This is a genomic window from Pseudohongiella sp. (genome assembly GCF_011050365.1).
GTDB lineage: Bacteria > Pseudomonadota > Gammaproteobacteria > Pseudomonadales > Pseudohongiellaceae > Pseudohongiella.
On sequence record NZ_DRFV01000002.1, the window covers coordinates 325,332 to 349,061 of the forward strand.

At 57.6% G+C, this 23,730-nt stretch carries 23 protein-coding genes; 11 read left to right on the top strand and 12 right to left on the bottom strand.

From position 1 onward, the window contains the following. Positions 1 to 25 precede the first annotated feature (25 nt). A complete protein-coding gene (locus ENH71_RS02895; protein WP_294136049.1) occupies positions 26 to 949 on the bottom strand; it encodes a haloalkane dehalogenase in 924 nt (307 codons plus the stop codon). A 71-nt stretch (positions 950 to 1,020) separates the two neighbouring features. Next, positions 1,021 to 1,359 (bottom strand): cupin domain-containing protein, encoded by a 339-nt coding sequence (locus tag ENH71_RS02900; RefSeq protein ID WP_294136046.1) that lies wholly within the window; start codon positions 1,357 to 1,359, stop codon positions 1,021 to 1,023. Positions 1,360 to 1,432: 73 nt separating this feature from the next. Here ENH71_RS02900 and ENH71_RS02905 point away from each other — a divergent pair, with 73 nt between their 5' ends. The 3 genes from ENH71_RS02905 to ENH71_RS02915 all read left to right on the top strand — a co-directional run bounded on the left by ENH71_RS02905 (position 1,433) and on the right by ENH71_RS02915 (position 5,549). After that, positions 1,433 to 2,848: an MFS transporter gene (locus ENH71_RS02905; RefSeq protein WP_294136043.1), complete on the top strand. Its 1,416-nt coding sequence runs from the start codon at positions 1,433 to 1,435 to the stop codon at positions 2,846 to 2,848. Positions 2,849 to 2,949: 101 nt separating this feature from the next. Continuing rightward, positions 2,950 to 3,924 (top strand): homoserine kinase, encoded by a 975-nt coding sequence (locus ENH71_RS02910; protein WP_294136040.1) that lies wholly within the window; start codon positions 2,950 to 2,952, stop codon positions 3,922 to 3,924. A 26-nt stretch (positions 3,925 to 3,950) separates the two neighbouring features. Next, positions 3,951 to 5,549 (top strand): hypothetical protein, encoded by a 1,599-nt coding sequence (locus ENH71_RS02915; RefSeq protein ID WP_294136037.1) that lies wholly within the window; start codon positions 3,951 to 3,953, stop codon positions 5,547 to 5,549. A gap of 8 nt (positions 5,550 to 5,557) precedes the next feature. On the opposite strand, the gene ENH71_RS02920 is transcribed toward ENH71_RS02915, so the two are convergent. Continuing rightward, the gene (locus ENH71_RS02920) at positions 5,558 to 7,066 is read right to left on the bottom strand and encodes a serine hydrolase domain-containing protein (RefSeq protein ID WP_294136034.1); all 1,509 of its coding nucleotides are present in this window, start codon (positions 7,064 to 7,066) and stop codon (positions 5,558 to 5,560) included. Between the two features lie 5 nt (positions 7,067 to 7,071). Further along, on the bottom strand, positions 7,072 to 8,334 hold the full coding sequence (locus ENH71_RS02925) for an SGNH/GDSL hydrolase family protein (RefSeq protein ID WP_294136031.1): 1,263 nt from the start codon (positions 8,332 to 8,334) through the stop codon (positions 7,072 to 7,074). Between the two features lie 210 nt (positions 8,335 to 8,544). Here ENH71_RS02925 and ENH71_RS02930 point away from each other — a divergent pair, with 210 nt between their 5' ends. After that, the gene (locus tag ENH71_RS02930) at positions 8,545 to 10,803 is read left to right on the top strand and encodes a carbohydrate binding family 9 domain-containing protein (RefSeq protein WP_294136028.1); all 2,259 of its coding nucleotides are present in this window, start codon (positions 8,545 to 8,547) and stop codon (positions 10,801 to 10,803) included. Positions 10,804 to 10,869: 66 nt separating this feature from the next. Here the strand turns inward: ENH71_RS02930 and ppk2 are convergent, their stop codons facing one another. After that, the gene (gene ppk2 / locus ENH71_RS02935; protein WP_294136025.1) at positions 10,870 to 11,658 is read right to left on the bottom strand and encodes a polyphosphate kinase 2; all 789 of its coding nucleotides are present in this window, start codon (positions 11,656 to 11,658) and stop codon (positions 10,870 to 10,872) included. A 131-nt stretch (positions 11,659 to 11,789) separates the two neighbouring features. On the opposite strand from ppk2, the gene ENH71_RS02940 reads away from it, so the two are divergent. Next, positions 11,790 to 12,464 carry a class I SAM-dependent methyltransferase gene (locus ENH71_RS02940; RefSeq protein ID WP_294136022.1) on the top strand — a complete coding sequence of 225 codons (675 nt, stop codon included), beginning with the start codon at positions 11,790 to 11,792 and terminating at the stop codon, positions 12,462 to 12,464. A gap of 17 nt (positions 12,465 to 12,481) precedes the next feature. Further along, positions 12,482 to 13,201, top strand: coding sequence for an SIMPL domain-containing protein (locus ENH71_RS02945; RefSeq protein ID WP_294136020.1), 720 nt, complete (start codon positions 12,482 to 12,484; stop codon positions 13,199 to 13,201). Here ENH71_RS02945 and ENH71_RS02950 read toward each other — a convergent pair. After that, a complete protein-coding gene (locus tag ENH71_RS02950) occupies positions 13,186 to 13,677 on the bottom strand; it encodes a methylated-DNA--[protein]-cysteine S-methyltransferase (protein ID WP_294136018.1) in 492 nt (163 codons plus the stop codon). The two genes, ENH71_RS02945 and ENH71_RS02950, sit on opposite strands and share 16 nt — an antisense overlap. A gap of 27 nt (positions 13,678 to 13,704) precedes the next feature. Beyond that, a complete protein-coding gene (locus tag ENH71_RS02955) occupies positions 13,705 to 15,171 on the bottom strand; it encodes a DNA-3-methyladenine glycosylase 2 family protein (RefSeq protein ID WP_294136016.1) in 1,467 nt (488 codons plus the stop codon). A 75-nt stretch (positions 15,172 to 15,246) separates the two neighbouring features. Between ENH71_RS02955 and ENH71_RS02960 the strand changes: the two genes are divergently transcribed. After that, positions 15,247 to 16,233: an AEC family transporter gene (locus tag ENH71_RS02960; protein ID WP_317622419.1), complete on the top strand. Its 987-nt coding sequence runs from the start codon at positions 15,247 to 15,249 to the stop codon at positions 16,231 to 16,233. A 41-nt stretch (positions 16,234 to 16,274) separates the two neighbouring features. Here ENH71_RS02960 and ENH71_RS02965 read toward each other — a convergent pair whose 3' ends face one another. Together ENH71_RS02965 and ENH71_RS02970 are read right to left on the bottom strand one after the other, a co-directional pair. Then, the gene (locus tag ENH71_RS02965; protein ID WP_294136014.1) at positions 16,275 to 16,424 is read right to left on the bottom strand and encodes a glutathione S-transferase family protein; all 150 of its coding nucleotides are present in this window, start codon (positions 16,422 to 16,424) and stop codon (positions 16,275 to 16,277) included. 22 nt (positions 16,425 to 16,446) lie between these two features. After that, the gene (locus ENH71_RS02970) at positions 16,447 to 17,274 is read right to left on the bottom strand and encodes a MipA/OmpV family protein (RefSeq protein ID WP_294136011.1); all 828 of its coding nucleotides are present in this window, start codon (positions 17,272 to 17,274) and stop codon (positions 16,447 to 16,449) included. Between the two features lie 218 nt (positions 17,275 to 17,492). On the opposite strand from ENH71_RS02970, the gene ENH71_RS02975 reads away from it, so the two are divergent. Both ENH71_RS02975 and ENH71_RS02980 read left to right on the top strand, forming a co-directional pair. Then, positions 17,493 to 18,428, top strand: a complete 936-nt coding sequence (locus ENH71_RS02975; protein WP_294136009.1) for a glycosyltransferase family protein — start codon at positions 17,493 to 17,495, stop codon at positions 18,426 to 18,428. A gap of 151 nt (positions 18,429 to 18,579) precedes the next feature. Then, the gene (locus ENH71_RS02980; RefSeq protein WP_294136006.1) at positions 18,580 to 18,771 is read left to right on the top strand and encodes a YMGG-like glycine zipper-containing protein; all 192 of its coding nucleotides are present in this window, start codon (positions 18,580 to 18,582) and stop codon (positions 18,769 to 18,771) included. 8 nt (positions 18,772 to 18,779) lie between these two features. Here the strand turns inward: ENH71_RS02980 and ENH71_RS02985 are convergent, their stop codons facing one another. Together ENH71_RS02985 and ENH71_RS02990 are read right to left on the bottom strand one after the other, a co-directional pair. Continuing rightward, positions 18,780 to 19,694 (bottom strand): alpha/beta hydrolase, encoded by a 915-nt coding sequence (locus ENH71_RS02985; RefSeq protein WP_294136003.1) that lies wholly within the window; start codon positions 19,692 to 19,694, stop codon positions 18,780 to 18,782. Positions 19,695 to 19,782: 88 nt separating this feature from the next. Continuing rightward, positions 19,783 to 20,148, bottom strand: coding sequence for a hypothetical protein (locus ENH71_RS02990; protein ID WP_294136000.1), 366 nt, complete (start codon positions 20,146 to 20,148; stop codon positions 19,783 to 19,785). A gap of 184 nt (positions 20,149 to 20,332) precedes the next feature. Here ENH71_RS02990 and ENH71_RS02995 point away from each other — a divergent pair, with 184 nt between their 5' ends. Next, entirely contained in the window at positions 20,333 to 21,877 is a 1,545-nt protein-coding gene (locus tag ENH71_RS02995; protein ID WP_294135995.1) for a cation:proton antiporter domain-containing protein, read from the top strand. A gap of 51 nt (positions 21,878 to 21,928) precedes the next feature. After that, positions 21,929 to 22,576, top strand: a complete 648-nt coding sequence (locus ENH71_RS03000) for a DsbA family oxidoreductase (protein ID WP_294135993.1) — start codon at positions 21,929 to 21,931, stop codon at positions 22,574 to 22,576. 29 nt (positions 22,577 to 22,605) lie between these two features. Here the strand turns inward: ENH71_RS03000 and ENH71_RS03005 are convergent, their stop codons facing one another. Continuing rightward, positions 22,606 to 23,691 (bottom strand): MBL fold metallo-hydrolase, encoded by a 1,086-nt coding sequence (locus ENH71_RS03005; RefSeq protein ID WP_294135989.1) that lies wholly within the window; start codon positions 23,689 to 23,691, stop codon positions 22,606 to 22,608. Positions 23,692 to 23,730 lie beyond the last annotated feature (39 nt).

The window sequence follows — 23,730 nt, forward strand, 5'->3', positions numbered from 1 at the left end:
CCTCCGTCCCCTTTACCCCCGCCCTTTACACCGGAAACAACACCTTCAGCGCTTCGCGCGCCACCACCTCACCGTGCTCCTGCACGAAGTGTCCGGCGTCAGGGACTTCCAGTGGCTCCGGGCAGCCGCGGATAAGTTTGCGCACGTTTTTCATGACGGGTGGACCCAATACCGGGTCCTTCATGCCGACTGCCATGAAGCTGCGACCTTGCCATTCGTCACGCCACCAGTCACGGGCGCGGCGGGAAATTTCGGCGCCATCAGCGTTCAGGTGATCCGGCACCAGATTGGGAAAACGGCGCACACCGGCCTTGTAACGCAGGTTGGGATAAGGCGCGGCGTAAGCCTGCGCCTCGGCATCGGTCAGCGTCGGCTCGCCCCGCTTCATCAACGCCGCAATATCGAGATCCGGGCGACTGTTGCTGTACGCCCGCCATTCTTCAAAACCCTTGCCCAACGGCACATCACCGGTGCCAAGGCTGGTGTTCATGATCAGCAGATGGGTGAACAACTGGTTGAACTCCATGGGCAATGTCAGTCCCAGCAATCCACCCCAGTCCTGCACCACGAGAGTCACCAGCTGATCCTCGCGCGCGGTATCAATCACCTCCCGGATAAAGGCCAGCAGCATGTCACGGTGGCGACTGAAGGTATAAATAGAATCATCCTCAGGTTTGTCAGAGCGACCAAAACCCAACAGATCCGGCACAATCACCCGCTGCCCGGCCTCAACAAATACCGGGATCATTTTTCGGTAAAGGTAACTCCAGGTCGGCTGTCCATGCAGACACAGGACAATGGAACCGGCATCTGCCGGGCCTTCATCCACATAGTGCACACGTAAACCTTCGAAGCCCGGCAGTGTGTCAATGTAATGGGGGCGGTAATCATAGCCTGGCAGTCCGACAAACCGTTCATCGGGTGTGCGCAGTACATTCTCATTGACCATTTTTATCTCCTTTTGCTTTTAAAGGGGACGGAGGGAATAACAAATATTCCCTCCGTCCCCTTTAAAAAATCCTAAAAAAACACAGCCAGCCACACGGTGTCGGCATCGGGCGTGGTCCAGGCCACGCGGTGGCGGCAGTGGGCAGGGATGTTGACGTAGTCGCCCGGACGCAGGCGGATATCGTCGCGCTCATCATCGAAGGCGATAACGGCCTCGCCCTGCAATACCATGACCCACTCGTGCTGCGCTTGATCGTACCATTCATCATCGGGCGTGACATGACCCCGCGAGACGATACGCTCGATTTTTACACCGTTGCTCAAATGGCCGGCAAGCATCTGTGACAATTCTTCCGGCTGCGGCGTGCCCGGCAGACCACTGAATATGTTTCCGCTGTCGAACTCTGTCATCGCAGCCTCCGTATTCGCTATAACTGTTATCATACCTGCACCGCTCCAACTCGCCCAGTCAGCAGGAACTGTTTTGTCCGTATCTGATCCACATCCAGACACCACAGCAGAATCGGCCGCCGCCCGGCAGCGTGTGCTGCTGTGGATGATTCTGTTGAACGCCTTTGCCACCCCCTTGATGCTGTCCTCGGCCAATGTGGCGCTTCCGTCGATCGCCGATGACCTGAGTCTGGATGCGGTGACCCTGGCCTGGGTGCCCATGGTGTACCTGATGGCGAGCACGATTTTTGTGTTGATTTTTGGCCGCGTCGCCGACACTGCAGGTCGCAAACGCATCTTCCTGATTGGGACTGCAGCGGTCATTGTCAGCTCGGTTTACGCTGCCTTCTCGGTCAACAGCGCCATGCTGTTGAGTGCGCGCTTCGCCCAGGGTGTCAGTGCCGCCATGCTGTATGCCACACAGATGGCGCTGGTAACGTCAGCGTTTCCCGCCAAAGTGCGGGGCAAAATGATCGGTCTGGTGGTTAGCTGCATCTATGTCGGTCTGTCGGCCGGGCCGCTGCTGGGCGGCTTTGTGATTGACGAGCTGGGCTGGCGCGCCGCCTTCCTGTTGCAGGTGCCGCTGGCGTTGGTGGTGCTGATGCTCGGTGTGTTCAAGGTCGAGGGCGAATGGCGCGGCCGGACCAGGGTGCCGTTTGATATGCCCGGTGCCATTGGCTGGGGCATCAGCATTGTGCTGTTCTGTGTCGGCGTCTCGCGCTTGCCTGACACCTCCGGTTTACTGATACTCGGTGCCAGCGCGGTCAGCATTACGCTGTTTCTGCGCCATGCCCGGCGCAGCGCCCACCCGATCTGGGATGTGAACCTGTTCTTCAATAACCGGGTGTTTACCGTATCCAGCCTGGTGTCGCTGCTGATGTACAGTGCTACCTACGCCATTGTGGTGCTGATGAGCCTTTATCTGCAGACATTGCAGGGCCTGTCTGCCACCAATGCCGGCATGGTACTGATGATTCAACCGGTGATCATGGCATCGCTGGCGCCGGTCAGTGGCCGTCTGTCGGACCGTGTTGAGCCGCGCATACTGGCCACCGCCGGTATTACCATCACCACAATCGGCCTGTTGATGCTGTCACGGCTGGATGCCGACACCAGTCTGCTGTATGTGATCGGGTCGCTGGTGATGACCGGCAGCGGTTTTAGTCTGTTCTCCCCGCCCAATGTCAACGCCATCATGGGTTCAGTCAGCGATGAGCACGCTGGCAGCGCTTCGGGCGCCGTGGCCACCACCCGCCTGATCGGACAGCTTAACAGCATGGTGCTGGTGACACTGGCGTTGGCGCTGATGATGGGTAATACGCCGATCAGTCCGGAGACCTATCCGGAACTGGCACGGGCCGTTGAACTAAGCTTTGGCATCGGCGTTGCCCTGTGTGTGCCGGCCATTGTGTTGTCCCTGCTGCGGGGCCGGGTACATCCACAGCGCTGACCGCTGCAGATTGGCCGAAACCGTGGTTGTCAGGCTATCATGCAGGCTGACCCGGGAGTTCTGCACTCACGCATCCGGCTTTCGATTCAACAGGCAGGTATATGTCCGTTTTCACCACGCTCAGCCACACGGAAATTGCACAATTCGTCAGCCGCTTTGATGTCGGTGACTTTATTGATGCCCAGGGCGTGAGCGGCGGCAGTGAAAACACCAATTATTTTGTCGAGTGCAGCGCCGGCAGTTATGTGTTGACCCTGGTTGAGCGCGGCCCCCGCGCCGATCTGCCCTTCTTTATTGAACTGCTCGACTGCCTGCACGCGGCCGATATGCCCGTGCCCTATGCCATCGCCGACCGCGCCGGTGTTGCCTTGCATACCCTGAAGGACAAACCCGCCCTGCTGCAGCCCAAGCTCAGCGGCGAGCATGTCGAGCACGTCAACACCGCACAATGCGCGGCGCTGGGTGACATGCTGGCACGACTGCACCAGTCCGCGTGTGACCTGACTCGGGCCAGTGATCGCGGCCCGGCGTGGACGGTCAACAAGGCACTGAACCTGCTTGATGAGAGCTGGAGGCAGCATCAGTCGTGGCTGGAGCCGGCCCTGCTGCAACTGCGCGACTGGCTGGAATTTTCCGGCAACAAAACCCCGGCGAAAGCACTGCCCGCCACCATCATCCACGGTGACCTGTTCCGCGACAATGCCCTGTTCCAGGGAGATGACATCAGCGGCATCATCGATTTTTACAACGCTGCCAGCGGCTGGACGCTGTTTGATATTGCAGTCTGTGTAAACGACTGGTGTGTCGATGTTAACGTCGATGACGTTGCCCTGAATCCTGAACGTACCCGCGCCCTGCTCGACGCCTACGCCAGCAAACGTCCGTTCAGTGATGAAGAACAACACTGCTGGCCACTGATGCTGCAGCTTGCCGCCCTGCGCTTTTGGGTATCTCGCCAGCAATATGCGCTGGAACATAAAGGCCAGGCGGGCATCCTGATCAAGGATCCGGAATATTTTCACCGGGTGACGAAGATGCATGTGCTAAACCCGGAGATGGCTTTAAGCCTGCTTTGATTCAAACCTGAACGGATAATAATAAAATGACCGAGAATAATTCGACTGACAAAAGCCCCGCCCTGGCGCCCTTCTCCCTGTTCCTGCTGGCCAGCCTGTTGCTGTATGCCGTGCTGTTCCCCTTGCTGTCGTGGACCGTATTCTCCGAAGACGACTCACATCTGATGCGGGTGGCGATTGATTACGCCTGGTGGCAGCACTTTTTTGTGCCGGAGGTTTACCGTGAACTGTCGGCGGCCAACTACACACCGATTCCGCTGGTGGTATACAAAACCCTGGTGTCGTGGTTCGGGCTCAGTACCAATGCGTTTCTGGTGTTCATGCTTCTGGCCATAAGCCTGATATCGGCACTGGCGGCGACCCTCACCGAACAGATCACTCGCAATCGCATGGCGGCCTGGGCGGTGATACTGCTGATTTTCTCCAGCATGTCCATGCACACGCTGATCACCCGCTTCTATACCATGCACTATCTGATCGGCGGTATTTTTGCGCTGACAGCGCTGGTGGTGATATTCCGCAGCGATGCCAAACGGGTCTCGCCGGTACTGCCGAGCCTGTTTTTATTGCTGGCACTGGTATCAAAAGAAGTCTATCTGGTACTGCCTCCGCTGGTAGGGTTGTATGCGTTGTACCATCGCAATTTCAGGCTGGCAATCGGGGCGGGTGTAGCGCTGCTGGTTTACCTGATCCTGCGCACCTGGATGCTCGGCATGTCGGTGGACATTGGTGGCGAGAGCAGCTACTTCGCGGGTTTCTGGGGTATCAGCGGCGCCGCCTGGCTGAGCTTTATCGGCTGGTATATCAAGACCCGCATCTTCATTCTGGCTGCGGTGGGCACAGCCCTGCTTGTGAACTTCCGGCGTACCGTGATGCTGTTGCCACTGGCGCTGATTTTTGCCGCACCGGGCCTGGCGGTGTCTCACGGTATCGTTGAGCACACGCTACACGGTGACCGTATTTTCTTTGCCTTTGATTGTGCGCTGGCCATCGTTGCCATCATTGCCATTGCCCAGTCCGGTTTTTTTCAGCGCTTTGCCAGACCGCTGCCGCTGCTTGGCATGCTGGCGCTGTTTCTGCTTGTGCACGTGTTCAATAACGCCAGTTATCGCGCGCAGACCGAACAGATGGCGGACTACCGCATCACCCGATTTCTGCTCGATAACCTGGCGGACCTGGAAGGTGCAACGCTGTTTGTGCCGATGAACTTTATTCAGGGCGACCTGATGCGGGTCAATGACGCACTCGAGCAACCGCGCTTCTTTATCACGCAGAATTGTGTCGCTGCACTGGGCGCCGCCGAGGGCGAGCTGTTCATGTTTAACGGCAACGGTGAGCCCATTACCCGCGAGGACCTGAGCGCCAACTGTATACCGGCCAGCGTTGACCCTGTGGTCGACATCGCGCCGCGGTACAACAACGGCCTGCTGCAATGGCAGGTGCAATTTCCTGATGGCTTCAGCGGTGGCGTGTTGTTTGTTGACCGTGCCTTTGCCGTGCCGATCCCGGCGTTCTCCCAGCAGCTGGTCAAGCCGGCGCCGGGGGAACGTTATCAGCTGTTTGCCAACAACGGCATCAACTGGTGGTTCTCGGATATCGAACCGATGCAGATCATCACCGACTGAGGGGTAGATCAGTCCGCCTCCATCGCCGCCAGCACCGACTCGGCAAGCGTCCACACCGGGTCCGGACCGCTGGTGGTGTAACCCATACGCATGACAATCAGATCCTGATCCGGGAACACCACAATGGTCTGCCCCTCAAAACCGGACAGGTAAAACATGTTGGTCGGCAGGTTGGGCAGGGAACGGTTGTCGGGATCGTCCGGCGCACCGGCATTCAGCCATATCTGTACACCGTATTCGCCCTGCTCGGCAGCCGGGGCGGGTGTCACGCTGTAGTCGACCCAGCCCTCTGGCAGAATGCGTTCGCCGTTCCACATGCCATCCTGAAGATACAGCAGACCGAATTTTGCCCAGTCGCGCGGTGTTGCATACATGTAAGATGAACCGACAAAGGTGCCACTTGCATCCGGCTCGATCACGGCTGAGGTTATGCCCAGTTTGCTGAACAGTCGCTCCTGCGGGAAGTTGAAATAGTCCTGGAAGTTGGTGAACAACTGTCTCTGGATACGCGAGATAATATTGGTGGTGCCACTGCTATAGTAAAAAGTGCTGCCTGGCGTATGCGCCAGCGGTTTATCAATGGTAAACGCGGCCGTATCGCCGGTGGTGTACAGCATCAGAATCACATCGGACATCGATCCGGCGGTGTAGACTTCGGAGAAATCCAGACCACTGGTCATGTGCAGCAGGTGTTCCAGGGTGATGTTACGACGCTCGTCGCCGTCGCTGCGCCACTCCGGCACATTGGCGGGCGCATTCACGTGCAATAAACCATCGGCAGCCAGGATACCGGTCAACGCAGCAGTGACGGTTTTGGTCATCGACCAGCCCAACTGGGGCGTGTCAGCAGTAAACGGATCGGCATATTGTTCGGCAATGATGTTGCCGTCGTGAATCACCAGCACGGCGCGGGTATCAATATTCTGATCGGGCTCGATGTCCTCAAAGGCCTGGTCAACCGAGGCGTGCACAGCCTGCATATCAAACCCGGGCACTGCGTCCGGAAGTATCACCTGATTGCCGATGGGCCAGGGCTGGTTCGCGACATCGGGTTTGGCGGGATACAGCGCCGGATCGAACTGCGCCCGCAGACTGGCGGGTGAAACGTCTTTAAGCAACGTGCAGCCAATCTGATCGCGGTACAGGGCGCTTATCGTCATGGTCTCGCCATTGACTGCCATCGCGCCGGTAACGATGTCATCAGCAAAACTGAAATCAGCCGTGCTCAGTGCCGCACCGCTCAGCTCATTGGCCATCACATGATCGACCGTGCGGCCACTGACCAGCACCGAGGAACATAAACGTTTGACCAGTCTGCCCAGGGTAATCTCGGCCGCCAATGCGGCTTGTGCCATGGTTTCCGGGTCCGCCGCTGCTTGCTGCTCCGCAACCTGCCCGGCCATGTTGTCCATGGCCGATGGTGACGTCGGCGCGGGGGTTTCGGGCCCGGAACAGGCGGCGATAAATCCGGCAAGGCTGGCAGTCAGTGACAACAATAAAAAACGGGAATGTTTCAAAACATTTACTCCTGGTCAAAAATGGATAAGTCGATACTGTTGGCCATCGCCGCATAACCGGCATCATTGGGATGCAGGTTATCCGAGGTGTACTCCGCGGGCAGACGATCCGGGTTGTTTTCATCGGCGACAGCGGACTCAAAATCGATGACGGCGTCGAAGAAACCACTATTGCGAATCCAGCTATTGACTGTTTCGCGCTTGGCCTCCCCGGCTTCACTAAAATAGCCCGCGCCTTCGAACGGCGTCAGCGTCGCTCCGATCACCTTGATGCCGTGCGCACGGGCGCGTTCCGCGACCTGCCGGTACCCGGCAATGATCTGCCCGGCGCTGACCTGCTGATCGGTGGCCATGCTCACCGACATGCCCATGTCGTTGATGCCTTCCAGCAATACGATATGACTGACATTGCTCAACGCCAGCACGTCGCGTTCAAAACGCGCCAGCAGGTTTTCACCAAACATCGGCGAGCGTTCATGCAACACGCGATTGCCGCTGAGCCCGGCATTGGCGACGGCATAAGTGGGCATACCGGCTTCATTGCGCAGACGCAGCGCCAGCAGATTTGGCCAGCGGTTGTTGGTGTCGACCGTGGAGCCGACGCCGTCGGTAATCGAATCGCCCACCGTGACAATGGTAGACACGGCTTCGCCGCCGCTGACGTCAATGGCGGTCAGGTAGTGCCAGAAGGTAATCTCATGCGCATCGTCCATGCTGGCGGCGCGGGTGAGGTCACCCGACTCACTGACAAACGAGGTCTGCATGGCCGCCCGGTGAGTTGTGGGCAAACCAGAGGGCTCAGGCAGATACAGGCTGATGCTAAGATTGCTAAAGGCCGCCACCGGAAAGGGCAGCGGATCGCTGAACACGGTGGCGCCACGCGGAATAATGATGCTCGTCTGATCGCCGAAACTGAGGCTTTGCAGGGTAGCAATATCAATCCCCGTGCCACTGCTTTGCTCGGCAATGCTGGCAGCGCCGATGTGCAGGGGTTGGTTGCCGTGGCTATTGGACAGGCGGATTCGGACAGTATCACCGGCTGCGGTGACATGGGCAATCAGGCGCAGGGTCTGGCCGTCAAATTCGTTATGGTCTGCAGTTTCGGCAGGCAACATGCCCGGCGGCAGGGTGCTGGGGCTCATGGCCCAGGCGGTGACCCAGCTCTGATTTAAATCCTGGGCGCTGACGGCGTTAAAACCCGCACCGGTGACCATGGTCATGATCAGCAACCATGCGGACAGACGGTAGTTAATAGGTGGCAGTTTCATGATGTGTGGCTCCAACCTGTTTTTGTTATTCGCGCGTTTCTTCCATCATACGCCAACACGCAGCGCCTGTCCCCGGACCGCCGACAGTCACCCAGCCTTCCGCGAATCTACCCGTCGCTGTCGGGAATTGCTTACATTGCCTGCGAAAGTGCATTAATATCATGCGCTTATTTTGCCCTTATGGTTCACGTTGTCGGGATGTATTAAATAATGCCAATAAAAATCGCCGCCGTATCAGGTTCCTGCCTGTTGTTCTGTGCCTCTGCTTTCAGTGTGACCGCCTGGGCCCAGTCCCCGTTAATCCCTGACGACACGGACACGTCATCACTGCCCACCAATGCCGTACGCCAGTTCCGGGCAGTTCGTGTCGACCAGCCACCGGTGATTGATGGCATCATTGATGATGCGGTGTGGCAGCAGGCCAATGTCATTACTGATTTCCACCAGACCCGACCAGGCAATGGCACACCGACCTCCGAGCGCACCGAGGTATACGTGGTTTATGACGACGACGCGCTGTATGTCGCCGCCCGCATGTTCGACAGCGAGCCGGAGCTGATTGCAGCACCGGTGATTCGCCATGGTCAGGGCATGCCTTCCGATGACCGCCTGGTGGTGATTCTGGATCCGTTTAATACCGGCCGCGCCGGTTACCGTTTTGAAACCAATCTCAATGCCGCCCGCCACGACTCGCTGTATACCAGTGTCACCAGCTTCTCCCTGGACTGGAATACCATCTGGGATGTCGCCACCAGTGTGGATGGCGAGAGCTGGATTGCGGAACTGGAGATACCGTTCAAATCAATCCCGTTTGATCCGGCGATTGAGACCTGGGGTTTCAATTTTGGCCGCGCCATTCGTCGCCGCGGTGAAGAGATGGCCTGGGTTTCGCAAAACCGTACCTACAATCCGAGCGTATCCGGGCAGATGACCGGCATCAGCGGTATCAGTAAAGGCGTCGGGCTGGATCTGGTACCGTCGCTGTCAGTGAACCGCCGCCGCGAATACGATCCGGTTACCAAAGAAACGTCCACCGAACCATCACTGGATGCCTTTTACCGGATTACTCCGTCGCTCAATGCAGCGCTGACCATCAACACTGATTTCTCGGCCACCGAGGTGGACAACCGCCAGGTTAACCTGACCCGTTTCAATCTGTTCTTCCCGGAAAAGCGCGACTTTTTCCTGAATGACTCCGATCTGTTTCAGTTCGGCAACATCGGTGGTATGGCCAGCGGCAATGACGCCACCTCACTGGGTAGTCGGGAAAATGCCCGACCGTTTTTCTCCCGCCGGCTGGGACTCAGCGAAAACGGCGCGCCGGTGGACATCAACTATGGCGGTCGCATCAGCGGTCGTGTCGGCCGCTGGAATATCGGCACGCTGGCCATCCGCCAGGATGAGTTTGGCGCGGTTGATGCCTCTGACCTTTTTGTCACCCGCATCTCTGCCAACGTGCTGGAAGACTCGGGCATCGGTTTCATCTATACCAATGGTGACCCGGCCTCCAATGTCGACAACAGTGTGATGGGTGTCGATTTCAAATACCTCAACAATCGCCTGGCCAGTGGTCGTACCGTGGAAGCAGACGCCTGGTTCCAGCAATCCGAGACCCCCGGACTGGATGGCGACGACGCCTCCTTCGGCTTTGGTTTGCGCATGCCCAACGCGACGGGTCTCAGAGGTCGCATGGCCTACAAAGAGGTGCAGCGCAACTTCAATCCGGCGATGGGTTATATCAACCGCGCCGATGTACGCGACCTGACAGCCGATGTGGGTTACACGCACTTCTTTGGCGGCACTGTCTGGCAGACCGCGTTCGCCGGCATTGATGCCCAGCGCATCGAACGTCTTGAAGGCGGACTGCAAAGCCAGGCGCTGGTGTATCGGCTGCTGGAGCTGCAGACCAATACCCGGGACGGCATCAGCCTGTCGCACACGCGCAATGACGAAAATGTGCTACGACCGTTCACCATTTACTCGGACCAGAACCGGCAGGTAGCGATTCAGCCGGGGCAGTATCAGTTCTCGGAAAGCGAAATCAGCCTTAACACTGGTGGCCAGCGACGATTGTCAGGTCGGTTGAACTACCTGCAAGGTGATTTTTACAACGGTGAACGCACCAACATCAGCGGCTCGGTGACATGGAACCAGTCACGCTTTTTTGTCTTGTCAGCCAACTATGACTGGAATGATATCAGCCTGCCACAAGGCGACTTTGTCGCACGGTTGACATCGGTATCGACGCAGGTGGCTTTTTCTTCGACACTGTACTGGATCAGCCTGTTGCAGTACGACAACCTGTCGGAAGAGCTGGGTATCAACACGCGTGTTCAGTGGATACCGCGCGCCGGCCAGGAGGGTTTTATTGTGCTGAACTACAATATGCAGGACCGGGACAAAGACAACACGTTTGAGTCTGCGTTCTCAGACCTGACTGTCAAGTTCCGTTATACATTCCGGTTCTGATTGGCCACTGATAGCAGGCCCCGGATTCATACCGGGGCCTCGATTTATACAAATCAACATGGCACTTTAGCTGGCCAGGCGATTATTGTCGAAGTTTTCCCGATCATATGCCAGCACAACTCTTGTGTCCGGCTGCACCAGTGTTTGATCCTTGCCGTCATAACGCAGACGGGTAAGAATGTCGCTGATCACATTGAGCCGGGCCTGACGTTTGTCATCAGCGTGCACGATCGTCCAGGGCGCGGCGACGGTATGGGTGCGTGCCAGCATTTCATCACGTGCCAGCGAATAGTCCTGCCAGAATTCCATGGCCTTTGCATCGATCGGGCTTATCTTCCACTGCTTCAGCGGATCGCTCTTGCGCGCCTGCAACCGCTTTTCCTGTTCCTGTCGGGAAATATCCAGATAGTACTTCATCATCTTCACGCCCGAGCGCACCAGCATGTCCTCAAACTCAACCACCGAACCCATGAATTCTTCATACTCGGGCAGTGAACAGAAACCCATCACGCGCTCGACGCCGGCGCGGTTGTACCAGCTACGATTGAACAGCACCATTTCGCCGGCCGCCGGCAAATGCGGCACATAACGCTGGAAGTACCACGACGACTGCTCGCGATCCGACGGTTTACCCAATGCGACCACACGCGTCTCGCGCGGACTGAGGTGCTGCACAATGCGTTTGATGACACCGTCCTTGCCAGCGGCATCGCGCCCCTCAAACAGAATCAGAATCTTGTCATTGCCGGCGATAAAATGGCGTTGCAGTTTCACCAGTTCTACCTGCAGGTCCAGCAACCTTTTTTTGTAGACAGACTTGGAGATGGGTGAACTGTTCATTTGGGATTTTGACATGCGCATACCTTCTGGCCGGGACTCTTACTGGTTTGCTGTCCGACTTCGCGTTGACTTGATGTCATGTTATCTTGCGCCTGCTACCCATCGATTGCAACGCAATGACCCCTGGTTTGGTGACGAAACCCGCTATGAGCGATAACAAAATAATCCAGTCCTGGTGCAACAACGCTACCCCGTGGATTGCTGCCGTGCGTGAGCAACAGATTGAGTCGCGCAGAACCGTGACTGATCGCGCCATTATTGATGCGCTCACTGAGCATAACCCGGCCACAGTGCTTGATATCGGTTGCGGTGAAGGCTGGCTGGCTCGGGCCCTGGCTGCACGCGGCATGCAGGTCACCGGTGTCGATGTAGTGCCCGGGCTGATTGATGCGGCGCGACAGGCAGGGGACGGCGAGTTTCATGTGTTGACCTACGAAGCCTTGCTCACGCATGCGCTTGAGCGGCGCTTCGACGCTCTGGTGTGTAACTTCTCAATGCTCGGGGAGAGCTCTACTGCGACTGTGTTTCAGGCTGCACCTGCATTACTCAATCCAGGCGGCAAGCTGTTTGTGCAAACCTTGCATCCGGTCGTGGCCTGCGGTGATGAGGCTTATCGTGACGGTTGGCGCCAGGGGTCGTGGCAGGGATTCAACGACGGCCTCGCTGCGCAATTCACCGATCCTGCCCCCTGGTTTTTCCGCACCCTGGAAAGCTGGCAGGCGCTTTTTGCCGATGCCGGCCTGACCCTGATCGACAGCAAAGAGCCCCGCCGTTCAGCCAGCAGTCAGCCAGCGTCCGTTATCCTCATCGGATGTCGTTAACTCCGGAGGATATTACTGTGAGATCTGTTTCCCGTACCAGCGCCATTGTTCTGGGTGTGTCACTTGTGCTGGGCCTGAGCAGCCTGGGTTTTCTGTTGGGCAGCTTTGCGGTTACCGTCAAGGAGTATGAGCGAACGGTCACGGTCAAGGGCCTGGCAGAACAGGAGCATGTGGCTGACATCGTGATCTGGCCGATTCAATACACCGCTGCCGACAATGACCTGGGCGCACTGTACGCGACGATCGACAGTAACAATGCCAGTATCCGTGCGTTTCTGGAAAGCAATAGTCTGCCCGCATCCGCAGTTACCCTGGCGCCTCCGGCTATTACCGATCGACTGGCACAGTCCTATGGCGACGGCTCACGCGCCGAGTTCCGCTATACGGCCACGCAGGCCCTGACCGTGTATTCCTCTGATATCGAACTGGTGCGTGGACTGATGAGCTCACTGTCGGATCTGGGGCGTGAAGGTATTGTGTTTTCCGGCGCCGAGTACCACCTGCAACCCGAGTATCTGTTCACCCGCCTGAATGACATCAAGCCCGCAATGATCGAGGAAGCAACGCGTGAAGCGCGGGCAGCGGCGATCAAATTCGCCGATGACTCCAACAGTGAGTTGGGCAAAATCCGCAACGCCTCGCAGGGACAGTTCAGTATCAGCAATCGCGACCGCAACAACCCGCATATCAAAAATGTTCGGGTAGTGGTGTCGGTTGAGTACTACCTGTCGGACTGAGTGCGTTCGTGCGCCAGCAACCATTGTTTGCGCGCCAGACCGCCACCGTAACCGGTCAGCGCGCCGCTGGCGCCCAGCACGCGATGGCACGGCACAATGATTCCGATGGGGTTGCGGCCATTGGCCAGACCCACGGCACGTGACGCCGACGGTTTACCCAGTCGCGCCGCCAGTCCGCCATAACTTTCGGTGGCGCCGAAAGGAATCGCCGTCAGCGCCTGCCACACGCGTTGCTGAAAAGCGGTCCCGGCTGCGTCAAGACACACATCAAACGTCTGCAGTTCACCGGCAAAATACGCCATCAGTTGTTGGCGAACCGCAGTAAAGCGACTGTCGTCCTGGACGCTGTGTACGGGCAACTCAGGACGGTGTTTCTGATTCTCCATATACAGGCCGGTCAACGCGTTACCGTCACTGGTGAGCATCAACACACCCAGTGGCGATGGCAGGTTACTGTGGTAGGCTGAAGTACTCATGTTACCTGACTCCTTTTAAAATGGTGGTCAACCGCCGGCGTTTAATGAATGCCACACATGAATGGCGGCATAAGCACGCCAGGGCCGCCAGGCTTCCGCTTCCGCCTGCAGCATCTTGGGCTTGTCAGTGCCCATGATTTTTAACAGCGCAAGATCTGACGCCGGAAACGCATCAGGATCACCCAGCGCACGCATGGCAATGTATTCCGTGGTCCATGGACCTATACCGGGCAGCGCCAGTAATTGCGCCCGGGTTTGTTCAGCGTCGGCAGAAGAGTCCAGCGTGATCTGTCCGGATGCGATTGCACGTGCCAGGTGCAACACGGTCGCCGCCCGTTTGCCGGTTAAGCCCAATGCAATCAATTGTGCGACATCGGCCGCCGCCACGTCCTCAGCCACGGGTGCCAATCGGTCCAGCGACGGGAACGGGGTTTCCAGCGGCTCACCAAAACGTTCGACGAATCGTCCGAAAACGGTGGTCGCGGATTTGACGCTGACCTGCTGACCGACGATGGCGCGCAGCGCCAACTCAAAACCATCGATCGTGCCGGGCACCCGCAATCCCGGCGTGCGCTCAACCAGCGGCCGCAGTCGCGGGTTTTCACCCAGCTGACTGTCAATGACCAACGGGCTGGCATCCAGATCGAACAAGCGGCGCAGGCGCATCTGCAATGCCGGCAGAACTGGCAACAGTGACGGCGATACGTCTACCTTAAGAATTGACTTTGTAGTCGGTTGGGCTGCGATCCAGCCGCTGTGCGTGCCAATGCGTATGGTGCGTACATATTGATTGCCCACCTGGCACTCGGTGCGGCCACTGCCACGGCCGGCAAGAAACCCTGACAATGCCTCCCAGGCCAGTGGCCCACGGAAACCCAGCTGTAATGGAATGCCGGTTTCAGTAGCTGTACTCATCCCTTTATCTGAACCGGCAGACTGGCGCTGCCTCAGCGCACTGGGGTTCATACGATAGGCTTCCACAAACAGGCGATTGAACTGCCGCACGCTGGCAAAACCACAGGCATACGCCACATCCACCACGCGTAGTGATGAGTCGGTCAATAGCTGCTTGGCCAACAGCAGTCGTCGCGTGCGTTCTATGGCGAGGGGGTTAACACCATACTCAGCCTGCACAATGCGCCTGAGTTGACGCGAACTGAGACCAAAACGTATGGCCAGGTCTTCCATGCTGCCATCGGCCAATGCCCCACCCTGAATGGTATCAAACAATACGCGGGCACTTTGCCGGACGCTGTCGACGGGTGCCCTGCCGGGTGCCAGCTCGGGGCGGCATCGCAGGCAGGGCCGGAACCCCGCCGCTTCAGCACTGGCGGCATTGGCAAAATAGGAACAGCGATCGCGCCCCGGTGTGCGCACCGTGCAAACCGGTCGACAGTAAATACCGGTGGATGACACGCCGACATACAGCAGGCCGTCAAAGCGTGCGTCGCGGGCCTGCAAGATCGGGTAACAATGGTCAGCGTCAAGATTCATGGCACAAGAATAACACCACCCTATGGATGCGGCTGGCCATTTTCGGACACTACCCTGCCAGGCTGCTGGAAACGAGTGATTGATGGTAAGGTATGGCCCCATCGCGCCCTGAGCGCGAACAAGGTCAATGCAGGGGACAACGCTGACATGGAAAATTTTGCACTGGTTCTGGTCTACCTGCTGATCGGCACATTGCTGCGCCGTGTCAGAGGGTTCCCGGCCGAAACCGGTCCGGTGCTGAACCAGTACGTTCTGTATGTCGCCCTGCCGGCACTGGTGTTGCAAAAAATGCCGCTGCTGGAATTTTCCGGCCAGCTGTGGATACCGGCAACACTACCCTGGTTACTGCTGGCGCTGACCGCCGGTGCCGTGCTGATTGCCGGCCGCCTGTGGCAATGGGATCGCAATATTATCGGTGCATTACTGGTGGTGCTGCCGCTGGGCAATACTTCCTTTCTCGGCTATCCCATGGTGGAGGCCTTCTATGGCGATGCCGGGCTGCCATTTGCCATCATTTACGACCAGGCCGGATCATTCCTGGCATTGGTCACTTACGCAGCCATCCTCGCGGCCTGGTTTAGTCCCACCACAGATACCCGCCCCAGTGGCCCGCAGATACTGAGCAGGATTCTGCTGTTCCCCGCCTTTGTCGCCATGTTGCTGGGCCTGGTTTTAAAAGGCTGGAGTTACCCGGCATTTATGACATTGCTGCTGGACTCTCTTGCCTCAACACTGGTGCCGGTGGTGATGATTGCTGTGGGTTTTCAGTTACGCCTGAAGCTGGACACCGGACAGACCGCGCCGTTGATGATGGCGCTTGGTTTTAAACTGCTGCTGATGCCTGCGGCGGCGGTGGGCATGTTGTGGTTGCTGCAACCGCAGCCCCTGCTGATGCAGGTCGTCGTATTTCAGGCAGCCATGCCGCCGATGATCTCCGCCGGCGCGCTGGCGATCGGGGCAGCGCTGGCGCCGCGCTTTGTTGCCGCACTGGTGGGGCTGGGATTGCTGGGGAGTTTTATCACGCTGCCCCTGTGGTTCTGGTTATTGCAGACCTGGACCTAACTTGCCGCCCCCTGATTGACAGGGGGCTCGGCTCGTCGACCTCAGTCCTGTTTGATCAGTGCATCGTCCAGTTCATTGGCGCGTTTGGCCGCCTCACGCTGTTCCACCCGTGCCAGGTACGCCGTCAAGGCTGGCAGCGGATCCATGGCTTTCTGCATGATGCCCCAGCCGATATAACTGCCGACAATCACATCAGGCAGCGGTAATAATGGCCTAGAACAGGTAAATGAAACCCACGCCTGCTTCGGCTTCAAAGTTGCTGCGTGCAATGGGGCTATCCTGAATGTCGCTGCCAAAATATTCATAGAGCACCTCGCCGAAAATCTGCCAGTTCTCATTGATGGTGTTGCGGTAGGTGTAATTGAGCCCGATCGAGCGGAACCCTGAGCCCACGTCAGTCTCACTCAGTCCCGATGCAGCTGATTGCCGTGCGTTGATGCCAAAATCTCTGTTGGCACGCTCGCTGTCGTGAAACACGGCAACGACACCCAGTTCCGAGCCGGAGCCGTCGTTCTGGTTGCCGAAGCGGCGTCCCGCGCCAAAAAGGCCAAGGTTTCCGTTATCGCCGGTGATCAGCCGGCCATCCAGCCAGTAACGCCAGTCAGCATCGAATGCACGACGCGCCTGCAGCACCAGCTCAGTGCCCTCTTCTGTATCGCCCAGTCCGTCCAGTCGGCCGTCATCGGAGTCAGCTTCTTCCCGCCCTTCTTCGAAAGCGACAGTGGCCTCGAATAGCCAGGTGTCTGAACGCAGTCCACGCCATCCCAGCGCCTCACCTGCCCAGTAGAATATATTGTCACCCTGCCGCCACTGAATCGCCCCGGCTGGATCGACTTCGACGCCGAACTCATCCGACCCTTCGTAAGCCGTCTCGTATTCAACACCCAGGCCCAGGCCAAAGGCCCAGCCATCTTCACCCCGCGTGAAATCGTCGAGGGAGGGCAAGGGCACCAAAGCGGTTCTGCCGTCCTGTGCCAAAGCTGGCGGAGAGAAGACTGCCTGCATGGCCATTGCCAACAGTAGATATGTAGACTTTTTCATTTAATTTAAGCTCCGGTATAGGTTGGCACGGGATATCTTTGAGTGGTCGGGTGATACGTAAAGCTCTTGTGAATAGATCAGACGTTACGACTGCCATCGGGTCGTAACAGCCTCAACGACTGATGACTGTGGAGATGACTGGCGGCACATTACCGGCTTTGCTTGCTCGACAACTCTCCCTATAATGCCGGCAACTAACGCCACATTTTAGGGGTTCCGTGACTGATTCCAAGCACACCGGCTGGCCGCTGCACTTTCTGGTGTTCTCTTTCAACCGTGGTGAGTTCCTGGCCCACTGCATCAAGAGCATCCGGCGCTGCGCGCCACACTGTGCGATCACCATCCACGACGATAACAGCAACGACCCGCTGACTCGCCAGGTGCTGGCCGAGCTGGCGGCCGACGTCACGGTGGTGCAGCCCGAGGCGGACGATACAGACGGCAAACACGGCGGTCTGTATGGCAATATGCAGCGCGCCTGCGCCGCCGTGGATGACAACACGCTGATCTGTACCCTGCAGGACGACATGCAGCTGGTGCGGCCTCTGCAGCGGGCCGAGCTTGATCAATGGCAGGCCCTGTACAACAGCGGTCAGCATAAAGGCTTCCTGCAACCGGCATTTCTGAAAAGCCTGGGTATCAAGACCGGCCCTGACGATGTCAGCTTCGAGCAAAAAAAACAGGTGTACCTGATCAATCGCCAGCAGCGCAGCGCCGGCGCCTGGTACTCGGACGTGTTCATGATCCAGGCGCAGCTACTGCGGAAACACAAGTGGCAGTTCGCTTACCGTGAGTCCGGCAATGAGCAGCAGGCCCGGCAGCACTTTGAGCAGATGGGTTACCTGCGCAATCCCTTTGTTGCCTGGCTGCCCGGTGCGCCGGCCTGGCGTGGCAAACGCCGCACGCTGGCGATGGCACTTGCAGAACGCAAGCGACGCTGCGGGTTCTATCCGTTCAGTATCATGAGCGATGAACAAGGCGCCGCTTTTTGTCAGCGCAGTGCCGAGCAGTTGCCCATTGCCGAAGACTGGTTGTCCCTTCAAACCGACACTGCCCTGGCCAAACCCTGGTTCTACTATCCCTTACAGGACCGGCGCGCCCTGAAACTGGCGAACAGGCTGGAGCTGCAACTGGGCAAACTGATCGGCCGCTGACCCCCCAACCCCGCATATCTCCCAATGGCTAGTTGCCACCCGACCATTGATCTGCTTCCATGAAGGCCAGCCCCTGCGTTAACCGATGTTAAAACCCCAGGGCGACACCGGGCCGTGAACACCGGCGCCAGAAACCAACAGGCATTAACATATGAGCAAAGATAAACAGAAAAGCAAAATGACAGACAGAGAAAAGGCCACCGGAATCGGTGTAAGCATCGGTGTTGTGGTGGGGGCCGTTATCGGGCAATTAACTGACGATGTCGGCCTATGGATTGCTATCTGTATTGCATTGGGTGCGGGTATTGGCGCAACCGTGGGAGGCTTTTTCGATCCGGAATGAGCCGAGGCTTACAGCGCCAGCCATTCAATAAAATCCACTGACGCCTTGATCAACCGCGCCCGCGGGGTTTCCAGCAAGGCGGCATGATCGCCGCCGGCAAGCACAACCCACTGCTTGTTGGGGTTGGCGATGTTCACAAACAGGCGGGCATGGGCATCGGTGTTTGCCAGTGGGTCGAACTCGGCCTGCAACAGCAGCACCGGCACCTCCAGTGCCGCACCCTCCAGCGCATTCCACTGATGCAACTGATGCCAGTCAACCCTTACCGGGTCGGCAGCCAACGCCGCGTCAACGTAGGCGGCAATGGCCGCTTCACTGATTGAGCCGGGCACAATGAAGTCAGAGGCTGCGGCCTCGGCCGTATTGATGCGGCGTTCCGGCTCACTTTCCTGCGCAGCAACCGGCACTTCCACATCGGGGTCGGTTGGGTAACCGAACAACGTGACACTGCGAATCGCCTGCGGATAACGCTGGGCTGTCAGCTGCGCCACCATGGCCCCGTATGACCAGCCCCACACGTTAATCTGTTGCCCGGTGCGTTCGTGCAGCCAGTCCAGTGCCACCGCCAGATCCTGTGCGGCCTTGTCAGGCGTCAGCCAGTCACTGGCATCGCGTGGTGTGCCACCATAACCCCGTGCGTCGAGCGCCCAGACACTGTAGCCCAGCGCGTTAAAACCTGCCATCAGCGACAGATCTTCTCCGGGTACCTGCAAGTCGAAATCAGGCAAGGCGCTCCAGGTGCGGCCATGGTGCAGCAGTATGTGGCCTTTGGGATTGGCAACAGACTTTTCCCACAGGGCCAGTGGATGCCCGTCTGAGGTGACGGTATGTTGTGTCGGCGGGTTCTGGGCAAACGCAGTAATGGGCAGGCAAAGCGCCAGCCATGCAATGAACAGAAAGCGACGTATCATGTGAACTGGCATGCCGGGTTTCTCTTGTTGTATGCAGAATGGTTTTCAGCCAAATGGCAGCCTGGCGCGGTTGAAGATCAACGTGACCAGGAACGCCAACCTACTGCGCTCGCGTCATGCGCCACTCGCGGGTCGTCCCCATCGCGGTTGCGGTGCCGGTTGCCTGATCACCGTCAATGGTGGCAGACATTTCATAGATGACACCGGAGTCGCCGCGTTCCAGGTCAAAGCTGATGGTATTGCCGTTGACCTGGGCATTGCTGATCGGCCACACGCGGCCATCTTCCAGTTGAAACTGACCGATCACTGAGGCGCCATCGACGTACAGATCGACGACTGCCGTGACATCGCCGGCCGGGCCAGTCATGACGAAGTCCCAGACACCGTCAGCTGAGTCCTGCGCGTATAGTGTGGCAGGCAGTGTAAACAGGGCCGTGATTAAAAAAACGAAAATTCTGGCTTTCATGGGCGATGCTCCGGATGCTCGTGTGTCGTGCTCGATAGAAACGGCGCTTTGCGGGGACGTTGACTGGGTCAGGAATTCGTTCCGTGGCGCAGGTGTAATATGATGTTACTCTAGTTAGCGTGCCATTGAACAATTTAATACAGTCACGTTGAAAATTACCTGACTCGGATCAAAGGAATACCACATGTTTGAGGTGCTGGTCCTCAGCTTTGCTTTTTTTGCGGGCCTTTTAGTCAAACAGATTGGGCTGCCACCACTGGTGGGTTTTCTGGCGGCGGGGTTCGCTCTGAACGCCTTTGGCCCCATGCTCGGCCTGCCCGAAACGGCAGGGGACATTCTGCATTATGTCGCCCACCTCGGTGTGCTGATGCTGCTGTTCACAGTGGGGCTGAAGCTCAAGATCAGCCAGCTTGTGCAACCCCAGGTAATCGGTGGCGGTTTGATTCATTTCGCCATCACCGTGGGTGTGTTTACGCCAGGCATCTACTTTTTCATGGACCTGGACTGGAATACGGCCCTGCTGATCGCCATGGCCCTGGGTTTTTCCAGCACGGTGCTGGCCGCCAAGATACTGGAAGGCAAGCGAGAGATCGGCGCCTTCCACGGCCGGGTTGCCATCGGCATTCTGATCATTCAGGACATCATCGCACTGGGCGTCATTGCCGTGTGGAGCGGGGAGACACCGTCCATCTGGGCGCTGTGGATTCTTGGCCTGCCTCTGCTGCGACCGGTATTGCATAAATTGCTCGACCTCAGCGGCCACGATGAAATCCTCGTGCTGATGGGCATGGTGCTGGCCCTGGTTATAGGTGGCTACGGGTTCCAGATGGTGGGCGTTAGCGGGGAAATCGGCGCACTGTTGATGGGCGTGTTGCTAGCCAATCACAAGCGCGCCACCGAGATGTCCAACTCCCTGTGGAGTCTGAAGGAAATCTTCCTGGTCGGTTTCTTTCTGGAAATCGGCATGCAGGGCCTGCCCGATATGAGCGACCTGGCATTCGCATTAGTGTTTGCCCTTATCTTGCCGCTGAAGGGTTTGCTGTTTTTCTTTATCCTCATCCTGTTCCGGCTGCGCGCGCGCAATGCCATGCTCGCCGGCCTGAGCCTGACCGCCTACAGTGAATTCGGCCTGATCGTGTCAGCGGCAGTGCTGCCTGAATGGATTGTGCCGCTGGCGTTGACCGTAGCAATCTCATTTGTGATTGCCGCGCCGCTGAACCGCTTTGCGCATCCCCTGTTTACGCGCTTTCAACGCTTTCTCGGCGCATTTGAACGTAAAAGCAAACACCCCGACGAGGAACCGGCGGAGTTTGGCGATGCACAGGTGCTGATACTGGGTATGGGCCGTACCGGCTCGGCGGCTTATGATTATCTGGTGGCGGGCGGCAATTCTGTTATTGGACTTGAGTCGGATCCGTACCGGGTCGCCGCCCAGATCGAAAAAGGGCGCAAAGTGTTGTACACCGACGCTGAAGACTCGAACTTTTGGCATGGTGCCGACTTTTCCGGCATCCGCGCAGTGGTGCTGGCAATGGATCTGGTAGATGCCAAGGTGTTCGCTGCGCGCCAGCTGCGGGCACGCGGATTCACAGGGGCGGTAATCTCTCATGCCCTGTACGAAGACCATGTGGCCCGTATTATCGCGGCAGGCGCCGATCAGACCTACCTGACCATGCAGGAGGCCGGCAAGGGCCTGGGCGAGCATGTACAATCAGCTCTGTCAAAATAGAGAGTCCATCTCAAACGAGCTGACCCACCCGGAATGTTGTAAGGATTGACCATGAACAAAATGCAGATAGATATTGTCTCCGACATCGCCTGCCCCTGGTGCGCGATCGGTTATGCCCGCCTGCAGCGCGCCATGCAGGCACTGGAGCCGGATTACCAGTTCACGGTGCAGTGGCATGCCTTTGAACTCAACCCCACCCACAGCGGCCAGGGTGAGCCCATCCTGCCTGCACTGGCCAAAAAATACGGCCGCAGCGAAGGCGAGATGCGCGACGCGCAGGCCAATATGATGGCGATCGCCAAAGACCTTGGCGTCAACTTCGAAAAACTGCAGGAACGCCTGACCGCCAATACCTTTGATGCCCACCGTTTGGTCAAATGGGCTGATGAGCAGGGCAAGCAAACGGAAATGAAGCAGGCATTGTTTGAGGCGTACTTTGGCGAAGCGCTGAATGTATCTGACACCAACGTTTTGATGGGCTGTGTTAAATCAATCGGACTGGATGCAGAAGCTGCCGGGCAGGTACTGGCGTCGGATCAGTATGCAGAGGAAGTGCGTGAAGACGAAGCCAAGTACCAACAGGCTGGCGTGTCTTCCGTACCCGCATTCATCATCAACAACAAGTACCTGATCTCCGGCGCGCAGGAACCCGAGGTACTGGTGAAGGCGCTGCAGGATATTAGCGCCGAGGCTGCTTAAACAACCCAGGCACTAAATTTACAACGTCATCAGGCTTCATCCAGTAACTGATAGATGCGACGGATAGCCCGCACATCGGCGCCGGCCCCGCGAATCTGCGGGTAGTTGCCGCTGTGCGCGGTCATGTCAATCTGCTCGGCAGCCTGCTCAGCGCTCAGACCCCGCTGCTTGAGTGCCTCGGTGTTGCTCCACAGATCACGCAGGTAGGCCTGCAGCATATCAATGCGCTCTTTGCCTTCGACAATCGGCCCATGGCCGGGCAACAAGGTATCAAAGTCAAACGTCTTTAACCTTTCCAGTGCATCCGGCCATTCATCAACATGCGCATCGCCCATATAAGGGAGAAATGGCACCATTAAATCACCGGTATAGATGATTTTTTCTTCCGGCAGAAAGACCACAACATCTCCGCCGGTATGCCCGCGACCCAGATGCGCGATCTGGATTTCACGACCACCGCCACGTACGGTCTGGAAGATGCTCATGGAATCTTCAATGGTAATATTGGGAGGCGTGGGTTCAATACCGGCCAGTGAATTCAGGTGGGCCTGCTGCACTGCGATACGCCCCTGCAACTCCGCCCGTTCATCGGTGTTTTCAGTGGTGGCCAGTTGCGCCTGCATCTGTTCTATCTGGCCGGGTACGCCTTCGGTAAAACTGATAAAGGTGGACTCTTCCAGCACATTACCGAGTTCACCACTAAGCTTCTCACGGGTATAACGATGACCGATGATTTCGACATCCTGCGGGAACACCTGGTTACCGTGAGCGTGATCAAAATGGTAGTGCGTGTTGATCAGATACCGTACGGGTTTGGCACTGACAGACTTGATGGCGTCGATCAGGGCCATACCGGCATTGGGTGACACGTGTGAGTCCACCACCAACAGATCATGCTCGCCTTCGATCAGCATGGCGTGACTGATCAGGTTGACGGCGCCGGTGCCGGTAACATGATAGATACCATCGGCGACGGGCGTGAACACATGGCTACGGGTTTCGATCACACCGGACGGCGCATTATCCTGCGCCGAGCTCAGGCTGACCAGTGTCAGTACCGAGGCCGCTATGGCGACAGCAACGACCAGCGTTTTAATTCTGTTTTTGTTGTTCATGTTTTACCTTTTTGTTATTTGGCTTTCGCTTTTGTCCAG

Excerpts from the sequence above, each read along its gene's own strand:
- ENH71_RS03005 (WP_294135989.1), bottom strand. The coding sequence starts at position 23,691 with ATGAACAACAAAAACAGAATTAAAACGCTGGTCGTTGCTGTCGCCATA.
- ppk2 (WP_294136025.1), bottom strand. The coding sequence starts at position 11,658 with ATGTCAAAATCCCAAATGAACAGTTCACCCATCTCCAAGTCTGTCTAC.
- ENH71_RS02985 (WP_294136003.1), bottom strand. The coding sequence starts at position 19,694 with ATGCCAGTTCACATGATACGTCGCTTTCTGTTCATTGCATGGCTGGCG.
- ENH71_RS02940 (WP_294136022.1), top strand. The coding sequence starts at position 11,790 with ATGAGCGATAACAAAATAATCCAGTCCTGGTGCAACAACGCTACCCCG.
- ENH71_RS02895 (WP_294136049.1), bottom strand. The coding sequence starts at position 949 with ATGGTCAATGAGAATGTACTGCGCACACCCGATGAACGGTTTGTCGGA.
- ENH71_RS02925 (WP_294136031.1), bottom strand. The coding sequence starts at position 8,334 with ATGAAACTGCCACCTATTAACTACCGTCTGTCCGCATGGTTGCTGATC.
- ENH71_RS02990 (WP_294136000.1), bottom strand. The coding sequence starts at position 20,148 with ATGAAAGCCAGAATTTTCGTTTTTTTAATCACGGCCCTGTTTACACTG.
- ENH71_RS02995 (WP_294135995.1), top strand. The coding sequence starts at position 20,333 with ATGTTTGAGGTGCTGGTCCTCAGCTTTGCTTTTTTTGCGGGCCTTTTA.
- ENH71_RS02950 (WP_294136018.1), bottom strand. The coding sequence starts at position 13,677 with ATGAGTACTTCAGCCTACCACAGTAACCTGCCATCGCCACTGGGTGTG.
- ENH71_RS02980 (WP_294136006.1), top strand. The coding sequence starts at position 18,580 with ATGAGCAAAGATAAACAGAAAAGCAAAATGACAGACAGAGAAAAGGCC.
- ENH71_RS02955 (WP_294136016.1), bottom strand. The coding sequence starts at position 15,171 with ATGAATCTTGACGCTGACCATTGTTACCCGATCTTGCAGGCCCGCGAC.
- ENH71_RS03000 (WP_294135993.1), top strand. The coding sequence starts at position 21,929 with ATGAACAAAATGCAGATAGATATTGTCTCCGACATCGCCTGCCCCTGG.
- ENH71_RS02910 (WP_294136040.1), top strand. The coding sequence starts at position 2,950 with ATGTCCGTTTTCACCACGCTCAGCCACACGGAAATTGCACAATTCGTC.
- ENH71_RS02930 (WP_294136028.1), top strand. The coding sequence starts at position 8,545 with ATGCCAATAAAAATCGCCGCCGTATCAGGTTCCTGCCTGTTGTTCTGT.
- ENH71_RS02970 (WP_294136011.1), bottom strand. The coding sequence starts at position 17,274 with ATGAAAAAGTCTACATATCTACTGTTGGCAATGGCCATGCAGGCAGTC.
- ENH71_RS02900 (WP_294136046.1), bottom strand. The coding sequence starts at position 1,359 with ATGACAGAGTTCGACAGCGGAAACATATTCAGTGGTCTGCCGGGCACG.
- ENH71_RS02915 (WP_294136037.1), top strand. The coding sequence starts at position 3,951 with ATGACCGAGAATAATTCGACTGACAAAAGCCCCGCCCTGGCGCCCTTC.